Source organism: Allobosea sp. P4_C6 (assembly GCF_056402015.1).
Window position 1 is genome coordinate 1 of record NZ_JBFUIF010000045.1, and the last position, 26,788, is coordinate 26,788.

The window sequence follows — 26,788 nt, forward strand, 5'->3', positions numbered from 1 at the left end:
GCTCCTTTAGCATCCCGATGATCTGCTCTTCCGTAAATCGTGAGGGGCGCATCGTCCGTCTCCTTGAGTGACGGACTCCACTCAAATCTGGAGGAGGATCAGGGTCTCAGGTCACCGAGGCCACGCGCATCGGTGAGCGCATCGAGATCGATGGATGGCGCGTGAGCCTGCAAACTCTGCTCATCAAGGCTCGGTTATGGAAACAGCTCGATGTCGTGACCAGGCAAAAAGTCGAGACTGCTCGCCCTTGGCTGATATTGGCGCTTGATCGGGCATCGCGCATCGTTCTGGCCATGCGCCTCGTCGACCAGATCAATTCCGACGAGGCGATCGCCACCATTCGCATGATCTTCGCCGACAAAACCCGTCTCCTTGAAGGCACTGGCGCGGTTTCTGATTGGTCGATGGCCACTGGAATCGGCACCCTCGCCTACGACCGCGGTAGCGAATTCGCGGCTTTTGAAACGACCCGGGCTGTGACCGGGACTGGCGGGAGCCCCTCCCATACGCCGAAAGGGATGCCCTGGTTCCGCGGAGCCGGCGAGCGCATCTTCCTCACCGTAGAGCGGCGCTTCATGGGCCACTTTGCCGGACGCACCTTCTCGAACGTCGTCGAGCGCGGCGACTACCCGTCCGAAAGAAAGGCGAACATCCCCTTGGACGTGCTGGCGCGGATGCTCGTACGCCATGTCGTCGACGACTACCACAACCGTCCACACCAAGGGCTCGGCGGCGAAACCCCGCTCAATGCCTGGAACCGCCTGGTGAAGCTCACTGGGAGGATCCCGTTGCCGGACACAAACATGCAGCGCCACATTTTCGGGATCGAACACATTGCCACGCTCGACAAGTCCGGCGTCGAGCTCCTCGGTTTGCGTTTTGCAAGCAAGGACATCCATAGGCGGTTCTTGCAGGTCGGCGAAAGCGAGGTCCGCGTCAAGCTCGACCCGGCAGATATCGGCTGCATCTCGCTCCAGTTCGGCAACGAGTGGTTCAACGTCCCCAACGTCAAGCGGGACCTGAGAGGCGTTTCGCTGCGCGCCTGGATCGACACCGCTACCGCACTGCGCGCACGCTTCAAGAAAGAGGCGGAGCTGTCGCGTCAGATCGTTCTCGACGCACTGCGTGACAACGAAGCGCTGGCCCGCGAATACCAGCGCGAGGCCGGCATCTCCGAGGAGCTGGAGACGCCTGCCGAAGTGGAGCGCGCCATCAGGCATATGGGCTTGTCCTTCCGGCTGCCGTCCTGGGACGAGGACACCCCCGTCAACGATCCCAACTACGATCTGCTCGACGACGTCATCCCGGTCTCCGGTGCCGCCGACATGATAGCAGGCCCGGTGGAGACCCAGCCGACTGACGAGTCACCCGACGAGGCCGCCTCCTGGCAGATGGGCGATCGCAAGGAGGGTACGCGATGACGCTCCCGGCCGATCGCTCGACCCAGGTTCTGCAGAACCTCCTGACCGCGCTCCCACAAGAGGAGCGCGACCAGATCGCGCTGATGGAGCGCGTCAAGTCACGCGTCCTGCGAACGCATGATCGCGATGGCGTAGCCAACGCCGCCTTCACCTTCCTGCTTCGCGATCTCGTGACGCGCGTCGATCCCACGCGCCCGCTCGGCCCCGGCAACCGGATGGAAACCCGCGCGCTCGTCGTCACGGGCCGGACGGGCGCCGGCAAGAGCTCGCTCCTCTCCCGGATGTTCGCCAACCATCCGGGCTTCACCGGCTACGGCATCCCGCACTCGCAATGCCCTGCGATCACGATCGGAACCCCCTCCCCGTGCACGCCGAAAGCCCTCGGCCTCGAAATCCTGCGCGCCCTTGGCTACCCCATGTCCGCGAGCCGAACCCAAGCCTACATCTTCTCCATGGTGCGCGAGCGGTTGCAGCAGAGAGGCATCCTCGCCCTGCACCTCGACGAGGTGCACAACGTCTTGGAGAACGCCAGCGAGCGTGACGTCCGCGAGATCCGCAAGGTGTTCAAGACCTTCATGGCCTCGGATGCCTGGCCGGTCGTGCTGGTCCTGTCTGGCTTGCCGCAGATCGCCAGCTTCTTTGAAGGCTTGGCGGAGACAGACGACGATGGGCAGACTCGCGCCGACACCAAAGGCGAAGTGCGCAGGCGCAGCCAGTTCATCCACCTGCGGTCTCTGAGCCTGCCTGGCGACATCGCAATGGTGTTCGCAGCGCTCCAGGACATCGCGTCCGTTACCGGCCTCAGCTTCGCGACAAACATCAAGAGCGAGGTCGTTCCCAGGCTTATTCATGCCGGAATGCTTGAGCTCGGCACGACATTGCAGCTGACCCACGAAGCTATCGGCAATGCAATCGCGGCGAACGCACAGCAGCTAAATATCCAGCACTTCGCCCGCGCCTACCAGGCTCGCACCGGATGCGCCGACAGTGTGAACCCCTTCATCGCAATCCGTTGGGAGGCGCTCGACTGCACCCTGGTGCTCAAGAAAACCCAGGCCGAKGCGGAGGCAGCAAGCCACGCCCTCGAACTCAGGAACGCGAGGAAATTGCGATGAGACTCTTTCCCACCACTCCCTTCATCCCCGCCGAAACGCCGGCCAGCTTTGCCTCGCGCCTTGCCATCGTGAACAGCGTAACGCTCAGCAGTTTCTGCAGGGATTTCCAACTCGGGCAAGTGGAGCTGACCCGCGGCACCACCCAGAGCCTGGAGCGTCTGTCCGAGCTCACCGGTGTCGATCCAGGAATGCTCATGCAAGCTACATGGCGAGCCGAGCACCCCTTCGCGTATTTCCGCGGCCACGCCTTCGGCACCAAGGACCGTGACGCCGAAGGTTCGCGGGCATGCATCCAGTGCCTCCTTGATGATCATGCGGCCGACCCTAGCGGCGCCTGCATCTGCTTTCGCGGCGAGTGGAGGATCTCGTGCCTGCACACCTGCGAAGTCCACAACGCCCCCATCGTCACGTTGCCAAAAACCGCCCGGCAGTTGAGATGGGATTTCGTTGCACGCGTCCTCGCGCAGAGGAACGGGTTGATCGTTYCATCGCTGAGACGCGCTCCGTCGGGTTTGGAAACCTACGTCCGCTCGCGGGTGAACGGAGTGTCCCAAGAGCCAAACTGGCTTGATGCTCTTCCTGTGCGAGCAGCGGTCGCAAGCTGCAACGCAATCGGTGCAACGGCTGTATTCGGTGGCGAACATAACCGCGACCTGCTGACCGATGCCCACTGGTGGGAGGCCGGCGGCAAAGGATTTGAGATCATATCCGGTGGCGCTGACGCTATCGCGGCATTCCTGAGGGATCATCAAGTGCCGACTCATGGCTCGCTGCACCTGCGGCTTTGCAGCGCTAAAGCCAGCGAGCCCGTCTACGATCCCTTTCGAGATATCTTGACGCATCATTTCGTGGACACCGTCGCCTTCCACCGGAATGCTAGGATGTTTGGGAAGCCGCTTCCCGCCCGAGAGATTCACTCTGTCGTGACGGCCGCCGAAGAATTCGGGATTTTTCCCAAATTCATTCGCCGCATCGTGCTCGCCAGGCTGCCCGAAGCCGAAGTGGAACAGGAAAAGGCTGACGGCGAACTGACGTTCAAGGCGGCCGACTTCGCTGACGAATTCCGCAGGCTTGCATCAGCCCTGCTAGTGCGAGACCTTCCCAACTATGCCGGATGCAAGCCGATGACCGCGCAAACCCTGGTCAGAAAAGGCTTCATCAAGCCGATCCTAGCCCCCAACGGCGATCGCCTCGGCATTCTGCGTTTCGCGCGCGAGGACGTCGATGCGTTCCTGGGACGACTGTCTGCTTGCGCCGAGATCGTGCAAGAAGCACCTCAGGGCGCGCTTCCCATTGCAATCTCGCCAGCGAATGTTCCATGCACCGTCGACGTTGTGATCAACCTCATTCTGAATGAGGAACTGTCCTGGTTGCGCCGCATCGAAGGCGCCATGGTTTCGACGGACTCCTCATCGACGCCAGCGAGGTTCGCAAGAAGGCCTTCGGCCCTGCGCCCGGAAACCTAACCTTCCATCAGGCTTTCCATATGATGGGCGTGGGCGGGGGTGCGTTTCACCGGCTCGTCAGGGCGGGTCTGATCGAACTGCTGCCGATCACCCAGACAGGCAATCGCCCAGCGACGCCGCACATCACCTTCGAGGAAGTCATCAGGTTCCGAAACAAATATGCCTCCCTCTCCGATGCAAGCAAGCAGCTCTCGATGAACCCTCGGCACATCAAGTCGGCGCTGGACGCGGCCGGGATCCATGCCCTGGACCTTGGACTCGTCCCCCTCCGGCTGTACGAGCGCAAGCATATCGCGCGCGTATTTCCGTCCGTCATGGAGAACATCGGGAGGCCCGAAATCCTCCCACGGACGCCGCGTACCAGGGCGTGGCTCGGAACCTCGCTGCCAAACGACGGCGAGCCTTCCGCTCAGCGCAAGAGGAATTTGGCGATCTCGGCGACCGGAGAACAGGGTTCGGGTGAGCCCTCGGGTTAGAATGCGTTGGGCCGCTACGCGGCAACCCCCGCCCCCACCCATGAGTTTGCGGCGGTCGATCTAATCTTGCTCAACGCCGATAGCCCGCCCGGAACGCGGCGCGCTCAATCGCAGATCTAAAAATTCTTCCACTGGCGAAACCGTAATCGGCCCCGAGCAACTCCCTGCTCGGGGCCGATTGCGTTGTGCGTCCGCGCGATGTTTTTCGTCCTGTTTCAAGCCGGTTTTGCCGGCCTGGGGCTGCATTTCGTAGCCAGAATGCCGACAGACTATGACTTCAAATGCCGACAGACCTTCTGCAGCGTCGAAATTAGACATCAACAATATCAGATACTTACAAAGGCCCCTGCCGACAAACTATGCGTTTCGCACACCCTGCCAGATGGTGACGCGGATCAGGCCTCCACCTCTCCGTTCACGGCCTGCGCCCGGACCTGCGAGGGCTGGCGGCCGAAACGCTTGCGGAAGCAGCGATTGAAATAGGAGAGATCGCCGAAGCCGACCTCATAGGCGACGGCACTGATGGTCAGCCCCGCCCCATCGGCGGTGACAAGGCGGTGCCAGGCACGGTCGAGCCGGCGCTCCAGCACATAGTCGGAAAAGGTCCTGCCCTCGCCTTCGAACAGCTTCTGGACGACTCGCGCGCTGACGCCGTGCAGGGTCGCGATCATCTCGACGCCAAGGTCGCGCCGATCGAGCCTGGCTTCGATATCGGCCTTGATCGCGGCGAGGCGACCGGCCCGCCGGTCCGTCGCGGCGACCGGCGCGGAGGATTCCAGGTCGGATAGCGCGGCCCCGACCAGAGCATGGACATGGACCTTGGCCAGCGCCTGAAGCTCGGCCGAGTTCAGCGGCAGCAGGCCGCGCAGCAGCAAGGCGCCGTAATGCGCCAGCGCCTGCAGCCCCGGATTGGAGCGCGGGATGACGCGCATCAGCGCTGCCGGCTCCTCGCCGAGAAGCGGCAGCAAGCCTGCGTCGAGTTCGATCACATCGATGCGGCCGGGCTGGGCCAGCACGAACTCGGCCGGGCTATCCAAGGCAAGCGCCGCCGCCTCGCGCGGCCGCAGCGCGATCCGCCTCTCGCCCTGGCGGATGACAACGCGTCCTTCGGCCGGCCGCACGAGAATATGGCGCGGGCCCTCCCCGCCCCGCCCCGGCGACGCCCAAATCCAGTGCGAGGCCGGGGCGAAGCAGGAGCGCAAGCCGATATCGGGGCGCGTGGTCAGCACGCAGCGCGCATCGAAGAGCAAGGTCAGGTCGGGAGCCGTGGCCTCGCGGGCGGCATTGCGGCCGAGGATGCGACGCGACAGCGTGCTCGCCTCGTCGCGGCCGACATCGGCCGAGATCAGCCAGAACGGCACGAAACTCGCCGTTTCCGGCGACTCCTCCGGCCCGGAGCGTGGCAGCGCGGTCACATCTCCCGTTTTCGACACCGGATTCGTCTCAGTCCTATGGCGCGTTCGCAGAAGTCCAAGCTTAGACCTCAGCAATATTGATACAGCAACAACTGAAACAGATCACGAGACTTTGCGAATCCCTTCTCGCAATGGAACAGCCCTACTTTACTATAATTCTAAAAAGCGAATTCTGAGACACTCCAAGTAAATGCTCTTCGAACGGCTTCGACGCCTCTGCTCAAGACATGGGCAGAGGTGCAGCCGGCACCGCCGGGTAGAACCATGACACGATCGCTCAGCCTCGCCACAAGCTTCATTGCCCTCTTCGCCTCTTCCATGGCGGTGGCGCAGGTTTCGCCGCAATCCGCGTCGCGCCCCGCCACGCCTGCCGCGGCCGCGCCTCAGGCGAACGTGATCGACCTCGACACCATCACCGTCACTGCCGCGCGGGCCGAGCGCAGCACGGCCGAGATACCGCAGTCGATCCAGGTCATCGACCGCGGCGAGATCGAGGAGCAGCTCAAGTTCAGCCCCAACGCCGCCACGGTGCTGGGCAAGCTGGTGCCGGGTTACTCAATGTCGACGCAGACGGTCTCCAGCGCCTCGGAGAACTATCGCGGCCGCGATCTGCTGGTGATGATCGACGGCGTACCGATGAACACGCCGCTGCGCGACGTCTCGCGCATCCTGTCGCTGATCGATCTCAACACCGTGGACCGCATCGAGGTGGTCGCCGGCGCCTCCAGCCTCTACGGCGCGGGCGCGACGGGCGGCACGGTCAACTTCATCACGAAGAAGGCCGCGGAGGGAAAGCCGCGCGTGACGGTCAACACGGCCATCCGCGCCTTCACCCAGAACATCGGCCGCTCGCTGGCGCCCGAGGCTTCGGTGACGGTATCCGGCAAGGTGCCTGATGGGATCGACTACTTGTTCTCCGGGCAGATCCGCGGGGCCGGGCGCACTTATGACGGCGCCGGGCGCGAACTGCCCTCCGACGGCCTGCTCGGACAGGGTGGCGGCGACCGCTACAAGGCCGGCAATCTGCTTGCCAAGCTCGGCTACGACTTCGCCGGGTGGAAGCGCATCGAGCTCAATGCTTCCTGGATCGGCTTCGACCAGGGCCCGAAATACCTGACGAACTACGCGGCCCCGTTCGCACGGCCGGACCGGACCCAGCTCTATAACGGCCAGAGCGTTCTGGAAGACACCAAGTCGATCTCGCTGCGCTACAGCGACGCCGATTTCGCGCTCGGCAAGCTCAGCGTGCTCGGCTACTATAACGACATCAAGAAGCGCTTCAATTACTCGACCTTCTCCTACCCATACAATTCGCAGGTCTACTATTCCTTCAACCCGCTCTCGCCGACGAGCCGGGACAACCAGACGACGCTCTATTCGCAGCGCGGCGGCGTCAACGTCACCATCGACACCTCGCTGGACCGCTTGCTGCCCGGCGCCAAGCTGACCTGGGGCGGCGATCTCATCCAGGAGAAGACCTGGCAGACCCTGACCAGCGGGCAGGACGTCTTCACGCCGCTGCAGCAGACGACGGCTGCCGGCTTCGGCCAGCTCCAGATCCCGATCGGCGACCGTGTCGTGCTGCGCGGTGGCCTGCGCTACGAGCACTTCTCGCTCTCGGTCAGCGACTATACCCGCCCGGCCGCCTATGCCGCCGTCGCCGCGAACAATGCGCTGGGCTACCAGTCCTTCGTGCTGCCGGCCCTGCGCGTCCTCGGCGGCGATTTCGACTATTCGGCGCTCACAGCCAATATCGGCGCGACGATCAAGCTCAGCGAAACCAGCGAGATCTTCGGCGGCTTCTCGCAGGGCTTCGCGCTGCCCGATGTCGGCGCCTTCACGCGCCGCGCCGGCATCTCGACGCAATATGCATGCCCCGTACAGCTGCCGAACTGCCTGCCGGCCAACCGGCAGACCATCAGCTATTCCTCGATCGCGCCCCAAGCGCAGATCGTGAACAACTACGAGCTCGGCATCCGCGGCAGCTATGACCGCTTCAAGGGCTCGCTGACCGGCTATATCAGCACCTCCGACGAAGGCGTCACCTTCGACCCCGTCTCCAACACCATGTCGCAGCAGAAGGAGCGGATCTGGGGCGTCGAGGCGACCGGCGACGTCACGGTCACCGACGCCTTCACCATGGGCACCGTGCTGTCCTATCGCGAGGGCCGTTACGATACCAATGGCGACGGCAAGCTCGACAGCAACCTGCCCAACAACCGCATCGGCTCGCCCTGGCGCGGCATGCTCTATGGCAGCTACCGCTTCGTGAACGGCATGCAGCTGCGCGTCGAGGGCGAAGCCTTCTCCGACCGCGACGTCGCGATCGACCTGCGCGGCACGCGATACAAGCTGAAGGGCGCCGCCACGATGAACGCCGCGCTGACCGCGCCGGTCTGGGATGGCGAGGCCTATGTCGCCGTCAACAACCTGTTTGACCGCAACTACCAGAACCCGACCGCGACCTCGGTGCGCAATCTCGCGAACTACAGCTGGGGCCGGACCGTCACCGTCGGCTTCCGCAAGACCTTCTGAGGGCGGCGCGACAGCATGGTCAGCCTCGATATCGACGCCGATGCCGTGGTGACGCTGCGCTTCATGCCGCCCTACCAGCCGGCGGACGAGCGCGCCTATCTCGACGCGCTCCACCGCATCGGAGAGCGGGAGGAGCCCTATACGCTGCTGACGATCTTCGGCGGCGGGCGGGCGCTCTCGCAAGCCGGCGAGCGTGAGCAGGCGCTCTGGTTCAAGGCGACGCGGGAGCGGGTCTCGCGCTTCTGCCGCGCCTGCGCCATCGTACGCCCCGACGCCAGCGAGAAGACGGCCGAGGTGTTCCGCCGGCTCTGGCCCTTCCCGATCGTCGCCGAGCGCGAAGAGGCGGCCGGCCGCGCCTTCCTGCTCGGCCATTACAGCGGAACGAGGTCATGAGCAGCGCGACGGAGCCGGTTCGGGTGCAGGCCACGGCCGCGCCAATGCAGCGTTACCGGCTCTTCGCCGTGCTGGGCGGGCTCTATCTCGCGCAGGCGATCCCGTCCTATCTCTTCGTCGCGGCACTGCCGCCGATCATGCGCGAGCTCGGCGTCTCGCGCACCGCGATCGGCGCGATGAGCATCCTGCTGCTGCCGCTGGTGATCAAGTTCCTCTGGGCGCCCTGGGTCGACCGCATCCGCCCCTTCGCGCGGGCGCATCGCGCCGGCTGGGTCTTCATCACCCAGAGCCTGACGATCCTCGCCATCCTCGCGCTGATCACGGTCGGGCCGACGCAGGTCAACGCCATCATCGCGATCGGCTTCGTCGCCTCGCTGCTGATCTCGACGCAGGACATCGCGACCGACGGTTATGCGGCGAAATATCTGCCGGAAGCCGACCGCGCCGTCGGCAACGCCATCCAGGGCGGCTCGGTCGCCTTCGGCGTCGTCATCGGCGGCACGCTCGGCCTCGTGCTCTACCATCATATCGGCTGGACGGGGATGCTGGTGACCATCGCCGCGATCTCCCTGCTGCCGCTGGTCGCGGCGGCGATGATGCGGGAGGACGTTCCGGTGCCGGGCGCCACGACCGCGCCCCGTCCCTCGATCCGCGCCTTCCTGAAGCGGCCGGAAGCGCGGCAGATCCTCTGGATCGCCCTGACCTATCGGGCCAGCGAAGGCTTGGTGAAGGCGATGGAGGGCGCCTATCTCGTCGATGCCGGCATTCCGCTCGACCAGATCGGCTATCTCTCCGGTCTGTCGGCCACCACGGCGGGGCTCGCCGGCTCGGCCATCGCCGCCTGGATGGTGAAGCGGCAGGGCCTTTCCTTCGCACTCGCCCTGCTCGGCGGCCTGCGGACGCTGTGCTTCGCGCTGTTCACCGCCCACGCGCTCGGCGCCGTCGTCGGGGTCTGGCCGCTTTTCGGCGCCGCCGGCTTCCAGACGCTGATCCGCTACATGGAAATCGTCGCGCTCTATTCATTGTTCATGGCGGTGACGACCTCGGAGCAGCCCGGCACAGATTTCACCATCCTCGCCTGCGCCCAATTGCTGGTCTATCTCGCCGGCTCGATGCTGGCCGGCAAGCTCGCCGATGTGATGGGCTACGGCTTCCTGTTCGGGCTCGCGACCGCGATCTCGGCCATTGCCGTGATCGCGACGATCAGGATGCTGGCGCAGGCCAGGATCATGCGCCCGGCCGCAGAAACCGCCTGAGGCGACAGGCCATGGCGGAGAGCCTCTCGGCACGCTAGCCTCGCTGGCATGTGGGGGATTCTCCAAGCCTATTGGCCGCATATCCTCGGCGTCATCTCGATCGTGATGGCGAGCATCGCCAGCGCGCATGCCGTGATGACGAAGGACGAGGTGCGCGCCGCGATCGGCTGGGTCGGCGTCATCATCCTGTCGCCGATCATCGGGCCGCTGATCTATGCCATCGCCGGGGTGAACCGCATCCGCCGCGCCACGATCCTGGCGCAGCGCCCCGGCCACGGCACGGCCGCGACCCATTTCCACGCCAGCGATGACGACATCGCGACGCGGTTCGGCCGACGCTTCACCGCCCTCAGGACATTGGGCGATCGTGTTGCCCGCCACCCGCTGACATCAGACAACAGCATCGAAACGCTGCGCACCGGCGACGAGGCCTATGGAGCGATGCTCGCGGCCATCGAGGGCGCGGGGCGCAGCATCATCCTCGAAAGCTACATCTTCGACCGCGATCCGATCGGCCTGCGCATCGCCGACGCGCTGATCGCCGCCCATCGGCGCGGCGTCGCGGTGCGGGTGCTGATCGACGCGGTCGGCGCACGCTATTCGGTGCCGAGCATCGCCGGGCATCTGCGCGAGGGCGGCGTCGCGGTCGACGTGTTCAACGGCAACATCATCATGGGTCTGCGGCTGCCCTACGCCAATCTGCGGACGCACCGGAAGATCATCGTCGTCGACGGCGCCACCGCCTTCATGGGCGGGATGAACATCCGCCAGGGCTTCACCCGCGAATTCGCCGGCGATGCCTACGCCCACGACACGCATTTCAGGCTGACCGGTCCCGTCGTCGCCAATCTCTTCGCCATCGCGGCGGAAGACTGGTCCTTTGCCGCCGGCGAAATCCTGGAAGGACCAGCATGGGACATTACGCCTGCAGCTGCGGGCGAAACCTCCGTGCTGATGCGGGCCGTGCCGTCGGGCCCGGACTCCTATCTGGAGACCAATCACAAGCTGTTGATGGGGGCGCTGTCGGTGGCGCGCCGCTCGGTGCGGATCATGTCGCCCTATTTCCTGCCGGACCAGGAGCTGATCAGCGCGATCGTCACCGCGGCGAGACGCGGCGTGGACATCGACATCGTCGTTCCCTCCGTCAACAATCTGGTGCTGGTCGACCGGGCCATGACCGCGCAGTTCGACCAGATCCTCAAGAGCTACTGCCGGATCTGGCGCTCGACCGGGGCGTTCGACCATTCCAAGCTCTTCGTCATCGACGGCAGCTGGGCCTATGTCGGCTCCTCCAACCTCGACCCCCGCTCGCTCAGGCTGAACTTCGAGATCGACATCGAGGTGCTCGACCATGATTTCGCCGGCGCGATCGACGATCGCATCGAGGCGGTGATGGCGGAGGCGACGCCGGTCGAGCTTGCCGCCCTGCGCGCCCGGCCCTATGTCATGCGTCTGATGGACAGGCTGATCTGGCTCGGCTCTCCCTACCTTTGAGCCGCCACGGTCACATCCCTGACGCGATGGATACCCAGGCTTCGACCCCGTTCGATTCGAATGGGTCCGGAGCCTCAACCGGCAGAGCGATGCAGAAGAAGAGCCCGAGCCTGCGCGCCAGCATCATCGCCTCGCTCCGCCAGCGGAAGAGCCGGCCCGATGCGACCGGGCCTGGCGAACGGCCGGCTGGCACGCTGGTCGCCTCCTACAACGTCCATAAATGCGTCGGCGTCGACGGCCGTTTCGATCCCGGCCGGATCGCGCAGGTGATCCGCGAGATCGCGCCCGACGTCATTGCGCTGCAGGAGGCCGACAAGCGCTTCGGCGCCCGGCACGGCCTGCTCGATCTTGCCCGACTCAAGGAGGAGACGGGCCTCGTCCCCGTCCCGATCGAAAGCGCCAATGCGGCGGCGCATGGCTGGCACGGCAATGTCGTGCTGTTCCGGCAGGGGCTGATACGCGACGTCCACCAGGTCGCGCTGCCCGGCCTCGAGCCGCGCGGCGCGCTCGTCGTCGACATCGACCTGGAGAGCGGCACCGAGCTGCGGATCGTCGCCGCCCATCTCGGCCTGCTGCGCCGCTCGCGCTCCCAGCAGGCGCGCATGCTCATCGAGATCATGAGAAGCCGTGACGAGCGCCCCACGCTGCTGCTCGGCGACCTCAACGAATGGCGGCTCGGCGAGCGCTCGGCCCTGAAGGAATTCGGCCCGGCCTTCGGCACGCTGCCGATGCCGGTGCCGAGCTTTCCATCGGGCATGCCGCTGCTGGCTCTCGACCGGATCATCGCCAACCGCCCCGAAATCCTCTCGGACGTCGCCGTCCACGAGACGCCGCTCGCCCGCATCGCTTCCGACCACCTGCCGATCAAGGCCTTTGTCGATCCCGCCCTTGCCGGGCTTTCCATATCCGGCACGGAATTCGAAACTGTGGGGGTAGAGCATGCCGGCGGCAGCATCGGTTTCCGCAACGGCGAGGCACGGCATACCCCCGATGCTCCCCTGCTGATCCCCGCCCTTCCCGATGGCAGCGAGCGCAGCAACCGGGAGCTCGTTCGCAAGGCCGGCGCGCGGTTGAGGCGCGCCGTGAAGCGGACATTGCGGCGGCCGGATACTCCGCCTCGCTAAGGCCTTCTCAGCAGCCTCCGGGCGTCGCGTCATGGCGCACATGCATTGCGACGCTGGCCACATCCGACAAAGCCTGCTTTCTGGCGTCGTAGCTGCCAGATGGCTTGGAATCATATGCCGGATGCCTTGGCCGAGCGCCCGAGCGCGCCGCAACTCTTCCTGATCTTCGCGCGGATCGGGCTGACCAGCTTTGGCGGCGGCCTCAGCGGCTGGCTGCTGCGGGAATTCGTGCAGCGGCGCCGGCTGATGAGCGAGGAGGATTTCCTCAACGGCCTCTCGATCGCGCAGGCCCTGCCCGGCGTCAACGTCACCAACATGGCGATCTGGATCGGCTACAAGCTCGGTGGGCGCAACGGGGCGATCGCCTGCTGGCTCGGCATCGTCGTGCCCGCCGCCTTCGTCATCGTGCTGATCGGCGCCGTCTTCTCCGCGCTCGGTGGCTACGACCTCACCCATGTCGCGCTGGACGGCGCCGCCTCGGCGGCGATCGGCCTCTCGCTGGCCATGGGGCTGACTGCGGCGCGGCGCGTGCCGCGCCGAGCCTTCCCGCTCGCGATCATGGCTGCGACCTTCGTGGCCGTCGCCATACTGCAATGGCCGCTGCTCTGGACCGTGCTCGGCGCCGGCTCGCTCAGCGTCGCCGTGACGTATTACGGGAGCTGAGCGCCGGATGCCGACCTTGCCGCTCAGCATCCTGCTGGTCTTCCTGCCGCTCTCACTGGTGACGATCGGCGGCGGCCAGAGCGCCATCGCCGACATGCATCGCCAGATCGTCGACGTGCATCACTGGATGAGCGCCTCGCAATTCGTCGACGCCTTCGCGATTGCCCGGCTGGCGCCAGGGCCGGGCTCGCTGCTGGCAACGCTGATCGGCTGGCAGATCGCCGGCTTCTGGGGTGCTCTCGCCGCGACGGTCGGCATCTTCGGGCCGACTGCCTTCCTGATCTACGGGGTCGCCCATATCTGGTCGCGCTATGAAGGCGCCCGGCTGCTGCGTGCATTGGAAAAGGGGCTGCGTCCCGTCGCAGCCGGCATGATCCTCGCCGCCAGCTACGTCCTCATCCAGTCGCTCGACAGCGGCTGGATCGGGCGCGGCGTCGCACTCGTCTCGACCGCGCTGCTGATGCTGACACCGGTCAACCCTTTGCTGCTGATCGCCGGTGGCGCCGGCAGCTTCATCGGGCTGCATATGCTGGCCTTGATCTGAGCAGGCCTTGATCTGAGCACGTCCCGGCCGGCAGGCTCGCGAGCATCGCCTCCGGCGCTTCGGAAAATTTGCCCGCCTCCTGCCGCTTCAGTATCCCTGTTGTCGACAAGAGGTGTGCGATGAAGACGATGACGGTCACCGGCGCTGTGACGGAACGCAAGCGCGGCTCCGGGGTGAAGCTCGTCTACGACCTGCTGCGCGATGAAATCCTCGATCTGGTGTTGCCGCCCGGCAGTCCGATCGACGAGGTGCAGCTTGCCGAGCGTTTCAAGATGTCGCGCACCCCCATCCGCGAGGCGCTGGTGCGGCTCGCCAGCGAAGGGCTGATCGTCACCCTGCCCAATCGCTCGACGATGGTGTCGAACCTCGACTTCCTGAACCTGTCGCCCTTCTTCGACGCGCTGATGCTGATGTACCGGGTGACGACGCAGCTCGCCGCCCAGAACCATCGCCCGGAGGATCTGGACGCGATCCGGGCCCGGCAGGAGGAGTTCGCCGCGGCCGTGAAGGCACAGGACGCGCTGGCGATGATCGCCACGAACGCAGCCTTCCATTCGGCGATCGCCGAGGCCGGCCGCAACCCCTATTTCAACAGCCTCTTCAGCCGCCTGCTCGACGAAGGGCGGCGGTTCCTGCGGCTCTACTACCAATCCTTTGACGACCGGCTCCCGCAGCAATTCGTCGACGAGCATGAGGCGATGATCGCCGCGATCCTGGCGTGCGACACCGTGGCGGCCGAGCGCCTCGGCAAGGCTCACGCCGGCCAGATCGTCCAGCAAATCCAGAAGCTCATGATCGGTAACGAGCGGCTGGAGATCGCCCTCTGAGAATCCGAGTCCAATCTTGTCGACAAATAATATGCAATGTGCGATAGACATTTCGAGGAGAGACGGAGCCGTCTGGTCGGCCCGGCCTCTCACGCCACCCGCCAAGCCAGCAGGAGAGCGAGATGAAGGCGAAGATTTTTTCCGGCGTAGTCCCCGCCTTGATGACGCCCTGCAAGGCGGATCGGAGCCCTGACTTCGACGCGCTCGTGCGCAAGGCGAAGGAGCTGATCGCCGACGGCATGTCGGCGGTGGTCTATTGCGGTTCGATGGGTGATTGGCCCCTGCTCACCGATGCGCAGCGGATGGAAGGCGTCGAGCGGCTGGTCAAGGCCGGCATCCCGGTTATCGTCGGCACCGGCGCGGTCAACACCGCCTCCGCCGCGGCTCTCGCCGCCCATGCGCAGAAGGTCGGGGCCAAGGGCCTGATGGTGATCCCGCGTGTCCTGTCGCGCGGCACCGTCGTTCTCGCCCAGAGGGCCCACTTCAAGGCGATCCTGTCGGCTGCGCCCGATCTGCCGGCCGTGATCTACAACAGCCCTTATTACGGCTTCGCGACGCGTGCCGATCTCTTCTTTGCCCTGCGCGCCGAGCACCCGAACCTGATCGGCTTCAAGGAGTTCGGCGGCCCGGCCGACATGCGCTACGCCGCCGAGAACATCACCAGCCGCGACGATGACGTCTCGCTGATGATCGGCGTCGATACCGCCGTGTTCCATGGCTACGTCAACTGCGGCGCGACGGGCGCGATCACCGGCATCGGCAATGTGCTGCCGAAGGAGGTGATCCATCTGTGCAAGCTGTCGCAGGCGGCGGCCGCGGGTGATGCCGAGGCACGCCAGCGCGCGCTCGAACTGGAGCAGGCGCTCGCCATCCTCTCCTCCTTCGACGAAGGCCCCGACCTCGTCCTCTACTTCAAGCACCTGATGGTGCTGAAGGGAGACAAGGAATACACGCTGCACTTCAACGAGACCGACGCGCTGACCGAGAGCCAGCGCGGCTATGCCGAGGCGCAGTTCAAGCTGTTCAACAGCTGGTATGCCGCCTGGACCAAGCAGCCCGGCGCCGTCCAGAAATACGCCGCCTGAGGGCCATGCGCCGCTTGCGCTTTCCTTGAAGACGAGTCGGGCGCTCTGTAAGCCCGACTTCTTTGCGGCATTCCCCCCGGCGCTTCTGAGGGAACGGACCCATGGCGAGCTACACCTTCTCCTGCCTCGACGGACACACCTGCGGAAACCCCGTCCGGCTCGTCTCGGGCGGCGGGCCGCGGCTGGAAGGCGCCGATATGCTGGAGAAGCGCGCGCATTTCCTGCGCGAGTTCGACTGGATTCGCACCGGCCTGATGTTCGAGCCGCGCGGGCACGACATGATGTCCGGCTCGATCCTCTATCCGCCGACCCGGCCTGATTGCGACGTCGCCGTGCTCTTCATCGAGACTTCGGGCTGCCTGCCGATGTGCGGCCATGGCACCATCGGCACGATCACCATGGGCATCGAGAATGGCCTGATCACGCCGCGCGAGCCGGGCAAACTCTCGATCGACGCGCCGGCCGGCAAGGTCGACATCACCTATCGCCAGGAAGGCCGTTTCGTCGAAGAGGTCCGCCTGGCGAACGTGCCGGGCTTCCTCTATGCCGAGGGCCTGACGGCGGAAGTCGAAGGCCTGGGCGAGATCGTGGTCGATGTCGCCTATGGCGGTAACTTCTATGCGATCGTCGAGCCGCAGAAGAACTTCCGCGACATGGCCGATCACACTGCCGGCCAGCTCGTCGGCTGGTCGCCAAAGCTGCGCGCGGCGCTGAACGCGAAATACGAATTCGTCCATCCGGAACACCCGCAGATCACGGGTCTCAGCCATATCCAGTGGACGGGACAGCCGACGAAGCCGGAGGCTCACGCCCGCAACGCGGTGTTCTACGGCGAGAAGGCGATCGACCGCTCGCCCTGCGGCACCGGCACCTCGGCGCGGATGGCGCAGCTCGCGGCCAAGGGCAAGCTCAAGGTCGGGGACGAGTTCGTCCACGAATCCATCATCGGCTCGCTGTTCAAGGGGCGTGTCGAGGCAGCGACCACCGTCGCCAACCGCGAGGCGATCATCCCCTCCATCGCCGGCTGGGCGCGGATGACCGGCATCAACACGATCTTCATCGATGACCGCGACCCCTTCGCGCACGGCTTCGTCGTGATCTAGAGGCGCGCTGCTTTTGCACGGAACCACGCCGTCATCCCGGGCTTGACCCGGGATCCATGCCAAAGCGCTGCCGGTGAAGGTTCAGGCATCCCGGATCTCCGCTTCGCTCCGTCCGGGATGACCAGCGTTTCCTCGAAAATGCAGCAGGCTCTAGAGACGGACAGCAAGGAGCGTCGCCTCCCTTTCTGGAGCCGGCGTTATCTGACCGAGCCTGAATCGGGTATTGCGGGACGCCCGTAGCGCCCCGGCGCCCCGACCCCTCAGGCGCTTTTCGGTTGCTCGAACGGCAGCCAGCGGCGTTCGGCCGAAGAGGCGACCGCGCATTCGATGAAGCGGACGCCGCGCGCGCCGTCGATCACCGTCGGGTAGTCCGCGTCGAGCGGGTCGGCGTCCCGCCCGGCTCGGCGAGCGCGGATATCGGCGAAGACGCCGCGATAGATGTTGGCGAAGGCCTCGATGAAGCCCTCCGGATGCCCCGGCGGTATCCGGCCGGCCCGGCGCGCCGCTTCGCAGAGCCAGGGTGTCCCGCGTGTCAGGATCTGCATCGGCCCGTCCTGGCGATGATGGACGAGCCGGTTGGGGTCCTCTTGCCGCCATTCGAGCGTTCCGAGTTCGCCGGACACGCGCAGGCGCAGGTCGTTCTCGAGCCCGGCATTGATCTGCGAGGCGACGAGCACGCCTCGTGCTCCGCCCGCAAAGCGCAGGAGGATGCTGGCATCGTCGTCCAGGGCGCGGCCGGGAACCAGCGAGCCGAGATCGGCAACGAGCTCCTCGATCGCAAGACCGGTCACGCTCGCGACGAGATTTTCGGCGTGCGAGCCGATATCGCCCAGCGCGCCGGCGATCCCGCTGCGGGCGGGATCGGTGCGCCAGCTCGCCTGCTTGTTGCCGGTCGTTTCCAGCGCACTCGAGAGCCAGCCCTGATTGTACTCGACCACGATCTTGCGGATGGCGCCGAGCGCCCCCGAACGCACCATCTCGCGCGCCTGCCGGATCATCGGGTAGCCGGTGTAATTATAGGTGACGCCGAAGACGCCGCCCTTCGTCCTCACTGCCGCGACCAGCGCATCGGCCTGGGCGCTCCTATGGACCAACGGCTTGTCGCAGACCACGTTGAAGCCTGCCTCCGCGAAGGCCAAAGCGACGGGATAATGCGTGTCCGTCGGGGTGACGATCACCACCGCATCGACACGTTCCGTGGCCGGGCGCTTCAATTCGGCTTCGAGCAGCGCCTGCCAGCTCGGATGGTTGTGCGCGTCAGGCAGGCCCAGCGCGCTCCCGGATTCCAATGCACGCTCCGGCGTCGACGACAGGGCGCCCGCCGCCAGTTCGGCCAGCCCGTCCAGCGCGATGGCGTGGCGGTGAACCGCGCCGATGAAGGCGTCCTTGCCGCCCCCGATCATCGCGTAACGCAGCCTGCGTCCGTTTGCTTCGCTCATGGTCGTTCCGTTCATCATGGCGGCCGCCAGTGCGGCGGCCGCCTCGTCTCAGGCTCGTCCTCAGAACGGCGAGTCGGGGTGGTAGAAAGTCTTGGCGTTGGCCTTGTCGATCAGCACCGAGGGGATGATGGTCGTGGCTGGCAGCTTCTCGCCCTTGAGGCGCGCCTCCGCCGTCAGCTGGATCGCGTCATAGATGAATTTCGGCGAGTAGCTGACATTGGCCTGGATGCGAGGGTCCTTGCCGTCGAGGATCAGCTTGACCATGTCCTTGGCGCCGGCACCGCCGAAGATGACCTTGATGTCCTTGCGGCCGGCCTGGTCGATGGCACGAATGGCACCGAAGGCCATGTCGTCATCCGCCGCCCAGAACGCATCGATGTCCTTGAAGCGCGTCAGGAAATCCTGCGTGACCTTGTAAGCGTCGTCGCGGTTCCAGTTGGCGTATTTGGCGTCGAGCACCTTGATGTCGGGATGGGCCTTGAGCACGCCGTTGAAGGCGTCCATGCGCTCGTTGTCGAGGGTCGTCGGGATGCCGCGCAGCGCCACGACATTGCCCKTCCCATTCAGCGTCTTGGCGATGTATTCGGCCGGGATCTTGCCGAAGGCGGTGTTGTCGCCGGCGACATAGGCGTCCTGGGCCGAGGTGTCGGTCAGGCCGCGGTCGACCACGGTCACATAGGCGCCCTTGGCCTTCACATTGGCGACAGGCCGGGTCAGCGCCGCCGACTCGAAGGGGAAGACGACGAGCGCGTTGATCTTGTTGACCGTGCTCAGATCCTGGAGCTGGTTGGCCTGCTCGGTCGCATTGGCGGCGGTGCGGATCGTGATCTTGAGGTCCTTGTGCTTGGCCTCGAGATCCTTCTTCGCCTGGTTCGCCCAGTAGTTGATGCCGCCCATGAAGCTGTGCGTCGCGGCGGGGATGGAGACGCCGAGATTGACGGGCTCGGCGGCGGCACTTGTTGCCGCGAAGGCGAGGCCCGCTGCGGTGGCAAGCATGAGGCTGCGTCTGGTCTGCATGGACATCGCTTCTCTCCCTTTTTTGGCTCGCCCCAGGGTCCAAACCCTAGCGGCGGCCTTTCTGCAAAAACGCGACGGTGATGATGACGAAGCCCTGCACGGCGGCATTGAGATAGACGCTGATCAGGCTCGTCAGGTTGAGGATGTTGCCGATCACCGACAGCAGGATCGCGCCGATGACGGTGCCCGTGATGCTGCCGTGCCCGCCCTTCAGCGCAGCGCCGCCGACGATGACCGAGGCGATCGCTTCCAGTTCCCAGAGCAGGCCGGTGGTGGGCGATGCCGAGCCGAGGCGGGGCACGTAAAGCAGCGTGGCGATGCCGACGCAGATACCGAGCAGCATGTAGGTGAGGATCTTGACCCGCTCGACATCAACGGCCGCATAGCGGGCAACCGTCTCGTTGGAGCCGATCGCCTGGACATGGCGGCCATAGACCGTCTTGTTCAGGATCAGCGCGCCGATGACGGCGACCACGAGGAAGACGATGACCGGGATCGGGATTCCCGCGACGCTGCCGTAATAGACGGGGGCATAGATGTCGGCGAGATTGTTCTCCAGCGTCAGCGCGCCGCCATCGGCGAAATAGGTCAGATAGGCGCGGAAGATGCCGAGCGTGCCGAGCGTGACGATGAAGGGCTCGATCCGGCCCTTGGCGATCAGCACGCCGTGGATCAGCCCGAAGGCGGCGCCGAGCAGGACGGCGAGACCTACACCGCAGATCACTGCGAGCACGGGCGAGCCCAGCACGCCGGCCGCCCAGTTGATGAACATGATCACGCAGCCGGCGATCAGCGCCGCCATCGAGCCGACCGACAGGTCGATGCCGCCGAGGATGATGACGAAGCACATGCCCACCGCGATGATGCCGATGAAGGCCGTGCGGGTGAGCACGTTGAGGCCGTTGTCGAGCGTGGCGAAATCGCCGTTGAGCAACGCGCCCAACCCGCAGAGTAGGATGAGGCCGACCACCGGGCCGATGCTGGCGATGCGCTCCGCCAGCGGCGTTCCCGCATCGCGACGGCCGGCAGCGGCGCCGGCCTGCACGGTCTCAGGCTGCGACATGGCGCGCTCCCGTTGCGTAGGCGATCATCGTCTCTTCCGTCATGTCGTCGCCGCTCACCGTCGTGACGAGCCGGCCTTCGCGCATGATCGCGACGCGGTGCGCGAGGCCGATCAGCTCGACGAGTTCCGAGGAGATGACCACGACAGCGAGCCCTTGGGCCGCAAGCTTCTGGATCAGGAAATAGATCTCGCGCTTGGCGCCGACATCGACGCCGCGCGTCGGCTCGTCGAGCACCAGCACCTTCGGCTGGGGGTGTAGAACCTTGGCCAGCGCCAGCTTCTGTTGGTTGCCACCGGAGAGCGAGGCTGCGCGGGCCTCCAGCGAGCCGGTGCGAATACCGAATTCGGCGACCGCCGCCTTCAGCGCCTCGCGTTCGGCGCCCTGATCGAGCCAGGGCGTCGCATAGCGCTCCAACGCCATCAGCGTCAGGTTCGGGCGCAACCCAAAAGCGGTGTGCAGTCCCTTTCCCTTGCGGTCCTCGCTCAGATAGGTCAGCCCGTTGCGGGCGGCGTCCCGCGGCGAGCGCAGCGCGACGCTCTTGCCGTCGAGGGTGATCCTGCCCTCGCCCGGCCTGAGCCCCATGATGCCTTCGAACAGCTCGGTCCGCCCGGCGCCGACCAGCCCGGCGAAGCCGAGGATTTCGCCCGGCCGAACCGCGAAGGAAATATCGCGCGCCCAGCCGGGAACGCTGAAGGCCTCGACCTGCAGTGCCGGCGCTACGGAAGCTTCCGGCTCGATCTTGTCGGGGAAGAGATCGGAAATTTCGCGCCCGACCATCATCGTCGCCATGTCGTGGCGGGTGAGGGAGGCGGTGGGCGCGCGGCCGACCAGCCTGCCGTCGCGCATCACCACGACCTCGTCGGTGATGCGCTCGACCTCGTCGAGCTTGTGCGAGATGTAGACGATGGTGACGCCCTGCGCCTTCATGCGCTCGATCAGGCCGAAGAGCCGCGCAACTTCCGAAGGCGTCAGCGTCGCCGTCGGCTCGTCCATGATGAGGAAGCGGGCCTTGCGGGAGAGCGCCTTGGCGATCTCGACGAGCTGCTTCTCGGCGACGATCAGGCGCCGCACCGGCGTCTCGGGATCGCGGGCGAGACCGACTTCGGCAAGAGCCGCCTGAGCCTCCCGGCGCATGGCGCGCTCGTCGAGAAACCAGCCCTGTCGCCGCTCATGCCCGAGGAAGACATTGCCGGCGATCGACAGATCCTCGGCCAGGTTGAATTCCTGGTGGATCAGGACGATGCCGCGCGCCTCGGCGTCTCGCGAGCCGGCAAAAGCGACAGCCTCGCCATCGACGAGCACGCGGCCTTCGCTCGGTTGCTCATAGCCGGCGAGGATCTTCATCAGGGTCGACTTGCCGGCGCCGTTCTCCCCGAGCAGCCCGTAGACGCGGCCGGGCTCCAACGCGAAGGAGACGCCGTGCAGCACCTGGACCGGGCCGAAGCGCTTGACGATGCCGTCGAAGGCGACGGACAGGCCCGGACGATCCTGCCGCATCTCGCTCATGCCAGGCTCCCGCTGCGCAGGGCCTCGCGCATGGCGAGCACGCCGGCACCGATCAGCCCCGTTTCAGGGCCGAGCGGAGCGGCGGTGATTTCGAGATGGCGGGTCGAAAGCGCGAGCGAACGCTGGTTCACGCTCTGGCGGATCGCGGCCAGGAACATCGGGCCGATCGCCGAGACGCCGCCGCCTATGAAGATGTGCGACGGGTTGTAGAAATTGACGAGCGCCGCGAGCACCTGCCCAATCAACCGGCCGGAGCGGCGCACGATGGCATCGGCCTCCGCATCGCCGGCGCGAGAGGCGGCACCGACATCGCTCGCATCCACCCTGCCCTTCTCGGCAAATCTCGCGGCAAGCGCCGGGCTGCGCCCGCTCTTCGCCGCATCGGTTCCCATCGCCACGATCGCCGGCGCCGCTGCCATCGCCTCGACGCAGCCGCGGTTGCCGCAGCGGCACAGCGGACCTTCGGGATCGGCGCAGATATGGCCGATATCGCCGGCCGAGCCCGTGGCGCCTCGATAGAGCTCGCCATGACAGACGATGCCGCAACCGATGCCGGTGCCGACCTTGATGACCAGGAAATTGTCGATCTGCTTGCGCTGGCGCCAGAGCACGCCGAGCGCCATCAGATTCACGTCGTTGTCGACGAAGACCGGGGCATCGGTGATCTCACGCATGTCGTCGCGGATGGCGTAGCTGTCCCAGCCCGGCATGAGCGGCGGGTTGACGAGCTGGCCGATGGCGAAGTTGACCGGGCCGGGCACGCCGATGCCGACCGCGAGGATCCGGTCCTCGGCAATGCCGTGCTGTGCCAGCATCGCCGGCAGCAGGCTGCGCAGCCGCGCCATGACCGGCCCCGGCCCGGCCTGGACATCGGCCTCCTGCGAATGCCGGGCGATGAGGGAAAGGTCCGGCCGCAGCAACGCCACATCGAGGCTGGTCGCACCGATATCGACGCCGACGAGCACGCCGATGCGGCCATGGACCCTGAGCGTCTCGGGGCGGCGCCCGCCGGTCGAATGCTGGACGCCGGCCTCGTCGAGCAAGCCCTGATCCAGCAGGCCGGCAGCGAGCGCATTGGTCTTGCTGCGCGAGAACTGCAGCGCATCCGCGAGCGCGTGGCGCGCGACGCCGCCCGACCAGAAGGTCGCCTCGAGCAGCGCGAGCTCGTCCGGACTCAACCTTTGCCAGGGCAAGGCTATGGCCGTCCTCCCATATCCGTTCGGCCTTGTCGCGACCGATTACCCTGAAGCTAGGAAAGGCCGGCGGCTCGGTAAAGACCGAACTTCAGCCGAAATCAGGCAAAAGAGAGATCAAAGACATGACAGCGTTACAGAGCGGCGATTGGATCGCTCGTCCGACGCGCGCTCCTTGGCGCTCTGCGACAGCCTTCCACCGGGACAGGGACGATGTGCTGCGCTTGGAGTGACAAGGCGGACTCCGAGCACACCGCGCAAAAACGGCCGACGCGCGCCGCCCAATTCAGAATACCCGCTGAAACTAATACTTATATCTTACGCAAATGACGTCCGTCGCTATTTCAGAGAATTATTAGAGACCATATCAAATCCAATAGTACGATTTACGCGAATACCGATCGCCGCGGCTGTAAATATAATTTTGCTTAGATTTCACCAATACCGTTCGCGCACGGTGATCAACCGCACCACGCGCCCGCTCACAAGCTGAAATTAACTCATTTCTGCCAGCATAGCCTCACGTACCAGGCAGAATGGAACGTCCTCCATGATGCCCGGGAGCTGAACACAGGCCCGTTGATACGACGATACCGATGGATCTTCCGACCCTCTGGTACCTCACGATCGGAACGCTCCTCATCGCGTTCGCGATGACGCTCTGGGAGCGGAAAGCGCATGCCCAGCGGTCGCGGGAGCTCGGCCTTTGGGCAGCCGCCTATGCCGCATTCGCGATCGGCTGCGTCCTCGCCATGAATCGCACGGCGTTTCCGGGCGTCGTCGGCCCTGCCCTGACGAATGTCGTCATGATGCTCGGCTACCTGCTCGTGCTGCAGGGCGCCGCAGCGCTGGATGGCAAGGGCTGGCGCCCGAGTTACATCACATGCCTCCTGGCTGCTATCGGCGCCGCCTGGCTTCTTGCCGGAGCCGGCTGGGGGAGCATCTTCTGGAACCATGTCAGCGCGTTCCCGATTGCAGCCATCAGCGCCCTGACCGCATTCACGCTCTATCGCAGCCGGACGGCAAAAGGGTTGCGCTCTCGGCCGATCGCGATTGCCGTCTTCGTCTGCCACGGCGCCTTCTACGGCGCCCGCACCTTCGTCGTGCCGGTCATCGTGTCGCTCTACGGCGACGGGATGCTGCCCATCGTGGCGAAGATGACGATGTACGAGGCGGTGCTGTTCTCCGTAGCGATGCCCATGTCGTTTCTCGCCCTCGTGCGGGAGGAGGAGCGGGCCGGGCTTCTGGCGGCGTCCCGCACCGACTACCTGACCGGCCTCAACAACCGTCACGGCTTTTTCGAGCTCGGCGCCGAGCTGCTGCGGCAGCAGCGCACAAGCGCGCCGCATTCGTTGCTCGCCTTCGATCTCGATCACTTCAAGACGATCAACGACAAATATGGCCACGACGCCGGAGATCGCGTCCTGAAGCTCTTCGCCAGCATCGCCCGCGAGACTGCCGGGCCCGATGCCATGGGCGTTCGTCTCGGTGGGGAAGAATTCGCGATCCTGCTGCCGAACACGGCCGGACAGGAGGCCCGCGCGGTCGGACAGAGCGTGGCCGAGCGATTTGCCGAAATGACGGCCCGCGCTGACGGGCTGGGCATCCCCGCGACGGTCAGCGTCGGCCTGGCAGAAGCCGGGACGGGCGACGTCGACCTGACCGAGCTTCTGGCCGCGGCGGACCGCGCCCTTTACCGCGCCAAGAAGATGGGCCGGAATCGCATCGAAATCGCAAAGCCGCGCAAGATCGGCCGAGCGGCCTGACCGGCGGTCCAGGCCCAGCAAGGCGCAATGTGAGCGGAGCCGAGTGACATGCGCTCGGTGGTTGTTCATTTGGTTGAAATCCGACGCGGTGGCCGGAAATCGGACGCTGCAATCGCGGCCGTTAGCAGATCAGTGGATAGCTTCACCGGTCGTCCAGCTTCCGCATGGCGTAGGTGACCTACCGTACGCTCCACCAGGAAGGATCGACGCTCTGATTGATGCGGCCTAGACGCCCATCGCTCGATGAGGTCAGCGTCGAGCCGCAGGTGGTGCTTCCAAGGCGCACTCTCATCACCTCAATGCCCGCTCGTTCGCTGGAAGCTTCGCCCAGCGCGGTGATGGATATCAAGCGACGACGGCACCGCCATGGCCCAACATCCACCATGCTTGAAGAACGCTCCCAAAAATTTGGGGTCCATTCGAAGAGACCCACTGGGTCCACATCGAAATAAAATCCAATAAACCCGTTGTTTTCAATGGATCTTCTTTGGTGCCACTGAAGTGGCGCGACCTACGGGAAACACAATACGTCCGTATGCCGTTGTATTTACATCCATTTCTCTAAATCGATTGCCGCGAAGGCCAACAAAAAGGCCAGCAATTCTCGGCGCTGCCTGTGAATTTCGGTGAACGCCCGCGAAGGTCGCGGCCAAATTGTCGCACCCGTTAGATTGCTGTGGGCTCGATCGTTCTCGGCTCGTCATCCCCTTGCCGGGTCTTGTTGCCCCGCGTCCGAGACGACCCACTCCTGAAACGGCGGGGGTAGCCGGAGAATGTTCTTGCCAGCTCCGCTATTTGCCCCCCCGCCATCGCAGAGATACTAGAGCGCCTCCCCCGGTGTCCCCTGTGAAAACAGAAGAACCGCGCAGGACTGCACTGTCACGGGAATGGGCGATTTGAGCCTGGCCGGTTGACCTTAGCGACCCCAATCAGAGAGGCACTGAGGCCAATAGACAATGACCAGCAGCCCGATCGCTGACGGCCGAACCTAAGAAGAAAGCGGCAGAGCAGTCATTCAACCCGTTGCATCGACACGTCGGCATGCTCCAGGATTTGAACACGCGGTTTGAAAGTCAGTTTTCCGGTTGTTGTCCCACCAGCGAGGCAAGCACGCTACTCGTCGGCGCGGCCTATCTGGAAACTGGCCTGGGGCGCAAATCCGGCCGGCGGACGTGTTGGGCAGGGAGCTTGCGAAGAGCCGCTTGGACCTGCGGATGGCAGGCTGGACGGCACTTTTCTCAGAGCTTGTAGCGGATCTGATCGGACCAGAAGCGCTCCAGACGCAGCAGCGCGTTGTTCATGCGCTCGAAGTCGTCAGGGGCGATGCCGCCGATCTGCTCGACTGTGCGGACGTGCTTGTCGTAGACGCCCCTCACGAGATTGTGCACTTCGGCGCCCTTCTCGGTCAGGCTGATACGGACCGAGCGGCGATCGATGCGCGACCGCGCATGATGGAGGTAGCCGAGTTCGACCAGCTTCTTAACGTTGTAGGAGACGTTCGAGCCGAGATAGTAACCGCGCGTCCGCAGCTCGCTGGCGGAGAGCTCGGCATCGCCGATATTGTAGAGCAGCAGCGCCTGGACGCTGTTGACGTCGTCGCGTCCACGGCGCTCGAACTCGTCCTTGATGACGTCCAGAAGACGCCGATGCAGCCGTTCAACCAGGGTCAGAGACTCAAGGTAAAGAGGCTTCACATTCAGATCAGATTCTTCAGACTTGGGATCAGCTGAAGTCTTTACGCTCGCTTTCATGGTATATCCCGCCTGTTGAGCATCGGTCAGGATTAAACTCCCGATCCGCTTCTGAAGAACACCATAGGCGGCACGGATGAAAACGAGTTTAAATATCAGGATGAATCGGAGATTTACCCCTTTGGGTGAATCGTA

Annotated in this window: 21 protein-coding genes and 1 pseudogene; 15 read left to right on the top strand and 7 right to left on the bottom strand. The window is 65.0% G+C overall.

All coding sequences use genetic code 11. The features are described 5' to 3' along the window. The first annotated feature begins 161 nt into the window (after window positions 1-161). The 4 genes from AC1DVA_RS22445 to AC1DVA_RS22460 are packed head-to-tail and all read left to right on the top strand — an operon-like array spanning window position 162 to window position 4,478. Window positions 162-1,421 carry a transposase family protein gene (locus tag AC1DVA_RS22445; RefSeq protein WP_476807329.1) on the top strand — a complete coding sequence of 420 codons (1,260 nt, stop codon included), beginning with the start codon at window positions 162-164 and terminating at the stop codon, window positions 1,419-1,421. After that, window positions 1,418-2,536, top strand: a complete 1,119-nt coding sequence (locus AC1DVA_RS22450; RefSeq protein WP_476807330.1) for a TniB family NTP-binding protein — start codon at window positions 1,418-1,420, stop codon at window positions 2,534-2,536. The genes AC1DVA_RS22445 and AC1DVA_RS22450 overlap by 4 nt, the downstream gene beginning before the upstream one ends. Continuing rightward, window positions 2,533-4,002 carry a TniQ family protein gene (locus AC1DVA_RS22455; RefSeq protein ID WP_476807331.1) on the top strand — a complete coding sequence of 490 codons (1,470 nt, stop codon included), beginning with the start codon at window positions 2,533-2,535 and terminating at the stop codon, window positions 4,000-4,002. Before AC1DVA_RS22450 ends, AC1DVA_RS22455 begins: the two co-directional genes overlap by 4 nt. Window positions 4,003-4,022: 20 nt before the next feature. Then, window positions 4,023-4,478 carry a hypothetical protein gene (locus AC1DVA_RS22460; RefSeq protein ID WP_476807332.1) on the top strand — a complete coding sequence of 152 codons (456 nt, stop codon included), beginning with the start codon at window positions 4,023-4,025 and terminating at the stop codon, window positions 4,476-4,478. 395 nt (window positions 4,479-4,873) lie between these two features. Here the strand turns inward: AC1DVA_RS22460 and AC1DVA_RS22465 are convergent, their stop codons facing one another. After that, a complete protein-coding gene (locus AC1DVA_RS22465; RefSeq protein WP_476807333.1) occupies window positions 4,874-5,911 on the bottom strand; it encodes a helix-turn-helix transcriptional regulator in 1,038 nt (345 codons plus the stop codon). Between the two features lie 246 nt (window positions 5,912-6,157). Between AC1DVA_RS22465 and AC1DVA_RS22470 the strand changes: the two genes are divergently transcribed. The 10 genes and pseudogenes from AC1DVA_RS22470 to AC1DVA_RS22515 all read left to right on the top strand — a co-directional run bounded on the left by AC1DVA_RS22470 (window position 6,158) and on the right by AC1DVA_RS22515 (window position 16,917). Beyond that, window positions 6,158-8,428, top strand: a complete 2,271-nt coding sequence (locus AC1DVA_RS22470; RefSeq protein WP_476807334.1) for a TonB-dependent receptor — start codon at window positions 6,158-6,160, stop codon at window positions 8,426-8,428. 15 nt (window positions 8,429-8,443) lie between these two features. Next, window positions 8,444-8,821: a hypothetical protein gene (locus tag AC1DVA_RS22475; RefSeq protein WP_265052928.1), complete on the top strand. Its 378-nt coding sequence runs from the start codon at window positions 8,444-8,446 to the stop codon at window positions 8,819-8,821. Then, window positions 8,818-10,077: an MFS transporter gene (locus AC1DVA_RS22480; protein WP_476807335.1), complete on the top strand. Its 1,260-nt coding sequence runs from the start codon at window positions 8,818-8,820 to the stop codon at window positions 10,075-10,077. The genes AC1DVA_RS22475 and AC1DVA_RS22480 overlap by 4 nt, the downstream gene beginning before the upstream one ends. Window positions 10,078-10,125: 48 nt before the next feature. After that, window positions 10,126-11,571: a phospholipase D-like domain-containing protein gene (locus AC1DVA_RS22485; RefSeq protein WP_476807336.1), complete on the top strand. Its 1,446-nt coding sequence runs from the start codon at window positions 10,126-10,128 to the stop codon at window positions 11,569-11,571. 89 nt (window positions 11,572-11,660) lie between these two features. Next, window positions 11,661-12,467, top strand: a pseudogene (locus AC1DVA_RS22490) (endonuclease/exonuclease/phosphatase family protein); the annotation flags it as partial. A 342-nt stretch (window positions 12,468-12,809) separates the two neighbouring features. Further along, window positions 12,810-13,358 carry a chromate transporter gene (locus tag AC1DVA_RS22495; protein WP_476807337.1) on the top strand — a complete coding sequence of 183 codons (549 nt, stop codon included), beginning with the start codon at window positions 12,810-12,812 and terminating at the stop codon, window positions 13,356-13,358. Between the two features lie 7 nt (window positions 13,359-13,365). Then, on the top strand, window positions 13,366-13,902 hold the full coding sequence (locus tag AC1DVA_RS22500; RefSeq protein WP_476807338.1) for a chromate transporter: 537 nt from the start codon (window positions 13,366-13,368) through the stop codon (window positions 13,900-13,902). A gap of 128 nt (window positions 13,903-14,030) precedes the next feature. Further along, complete coding sequence (locus AC1DVA_RS22505; RefSeq protein ID WP_476807347.1) at window positions 14,031-14,729, top strand: GntR family transcriptional regulator; 699 nt, start codon at window positions 14,031-14,033, stop codon at window positions 14,727-14,729. Window positions 14,730-14,851: 122 nt separating this feature from the next. Next, window positions 14,852-15,814, top strand: coding sequence for a dihydrodipicolinate synthase family protein (locus AC1DVA_RS22510; protein ID WP_476807339.1), 963 nt, complete (start codon window positions 14,852-14,854; stop codon window positions 15,812-15,814). A gap of 101 nt (window positions 15,815-15,915) precedes the next feature. After that, window positions 15,916-16,917, top strand: a complete 1,002-nt coding sequence (locus AC1DVA_RS22515) for a 4-hydroxyproline epimerase (RefSeq protein ID WP_476807340.1) — start codon at window positions 15,916-15,918, stop codon at window positions 16,915-16,917. Window positions 16,918-17,177: 260 nt separating this feature from the next. Here AC1DVA_RS22515 and AC1DVA_RS22520 read toward each other — a convergent pair whose 3' ends face one another. The 5 genes from AC1DVA_RS22520 to AC1DVA_RS22540 are packed head-to-tail and all read right to left on the bottom strand — an operon-like array spanning window position 17,178 to window position 23,121. Beyond that, window positions 17,178-18,356 carry a Gfo/Idh/MocA family protein gene (locus AC1DVA_RS22520; protein WP_476807341.1) on the bottom strand — a complete coding sequence of 393 codons (1,179 nt, stop codon included), beginning with the start codon at window positions 18,354-18,356 and terminating at the stop codon, window positions 17,178-17,180. 60 nt (window positions 18,357-18,416) lie between these two features. Next, entirely contained in the window at window positions 18,417-19,379 is a 963-nt protein-coding gene (locus AC1DVA_RS22525; protein ID WP_476807342.1) for a substrate-binding domain-containing protein, read from the bottom strand. A gap of 40 nt (window positions 19,380-19,419) precedes the next feature. Next, window positions 19,420-20,436 (bottom strand): ABC transporter permease, encoded by a 1,017-nt coding sequence (locus AC1DVA_RS22530; protein ID WP_476807343.1) that lies wholly within the window; start codon window positions 20,434-20,436, stop codon window positions 19,420-19,422. Next, window positions 20,423-21,943, bottom strand: coding sequence for a sugar ABC transporter ATP-binding protein (locus tag AC1DVA_RS22535; protein WP_476807344.1), 1,521 nt, complete (start codon window positions 21,941-21,943; stop codon window positions 20,423-20,425). The genes AC1DVA_RS22530 and AC1DVA_RS22535 overlap by 14 nt, the downstream gene beginning before the upstream one ends. Beyond that, window positions 21,940-23,121: an ROK family protein gene (locus AC1DVA_RS22540; protein WP_476807345.1), complete on the bottom strand. Its 1,182-nt coding sequence runs from the start codon at window positions 23,119-23,121 to the stop codon at window positions 21,940-21,942. The genes AC1DVA_RS22535 and AC1DVA_RS22540 overlap by 4 nt, the downstream gene beginning before the upstream one ends. Before the next feature lie 611 nt (window positions 23,122-23,732). Between AC1DVA_RS22540 and AC1DVA_RS22545 the strand changes: the two genes are divergently transcribed. After that, window positions 23,733-24,902, top strand: coding sequence for a GGDEF domain-containing protein (locus AC1DVA_RS22545; RefSeq protein ID WP_476807346.1), 1,170 nt, complete (start codon window positions 23,733-23,735; stop codon window positions 24,900-24,902). 1,238 nt (window positions 24,903-26,140) lie between these two features. Here AC1DVA_RS22545 and ldtR read toward each other — a convergent pair. Beyond that, window positions 26,141-26,653, bottom strand: a complete 513-nt coding sequence (gene ldtR, locus AC1DVA_RS22550; protein ID WP_476807348.1) for a transcriptional regulator LdtR — start codon at window positions 26,651-26,653, stop codon at window positions 26,141-26,143. Window positions 26,654-26,788: the final 135 nt, after the last annotated feature.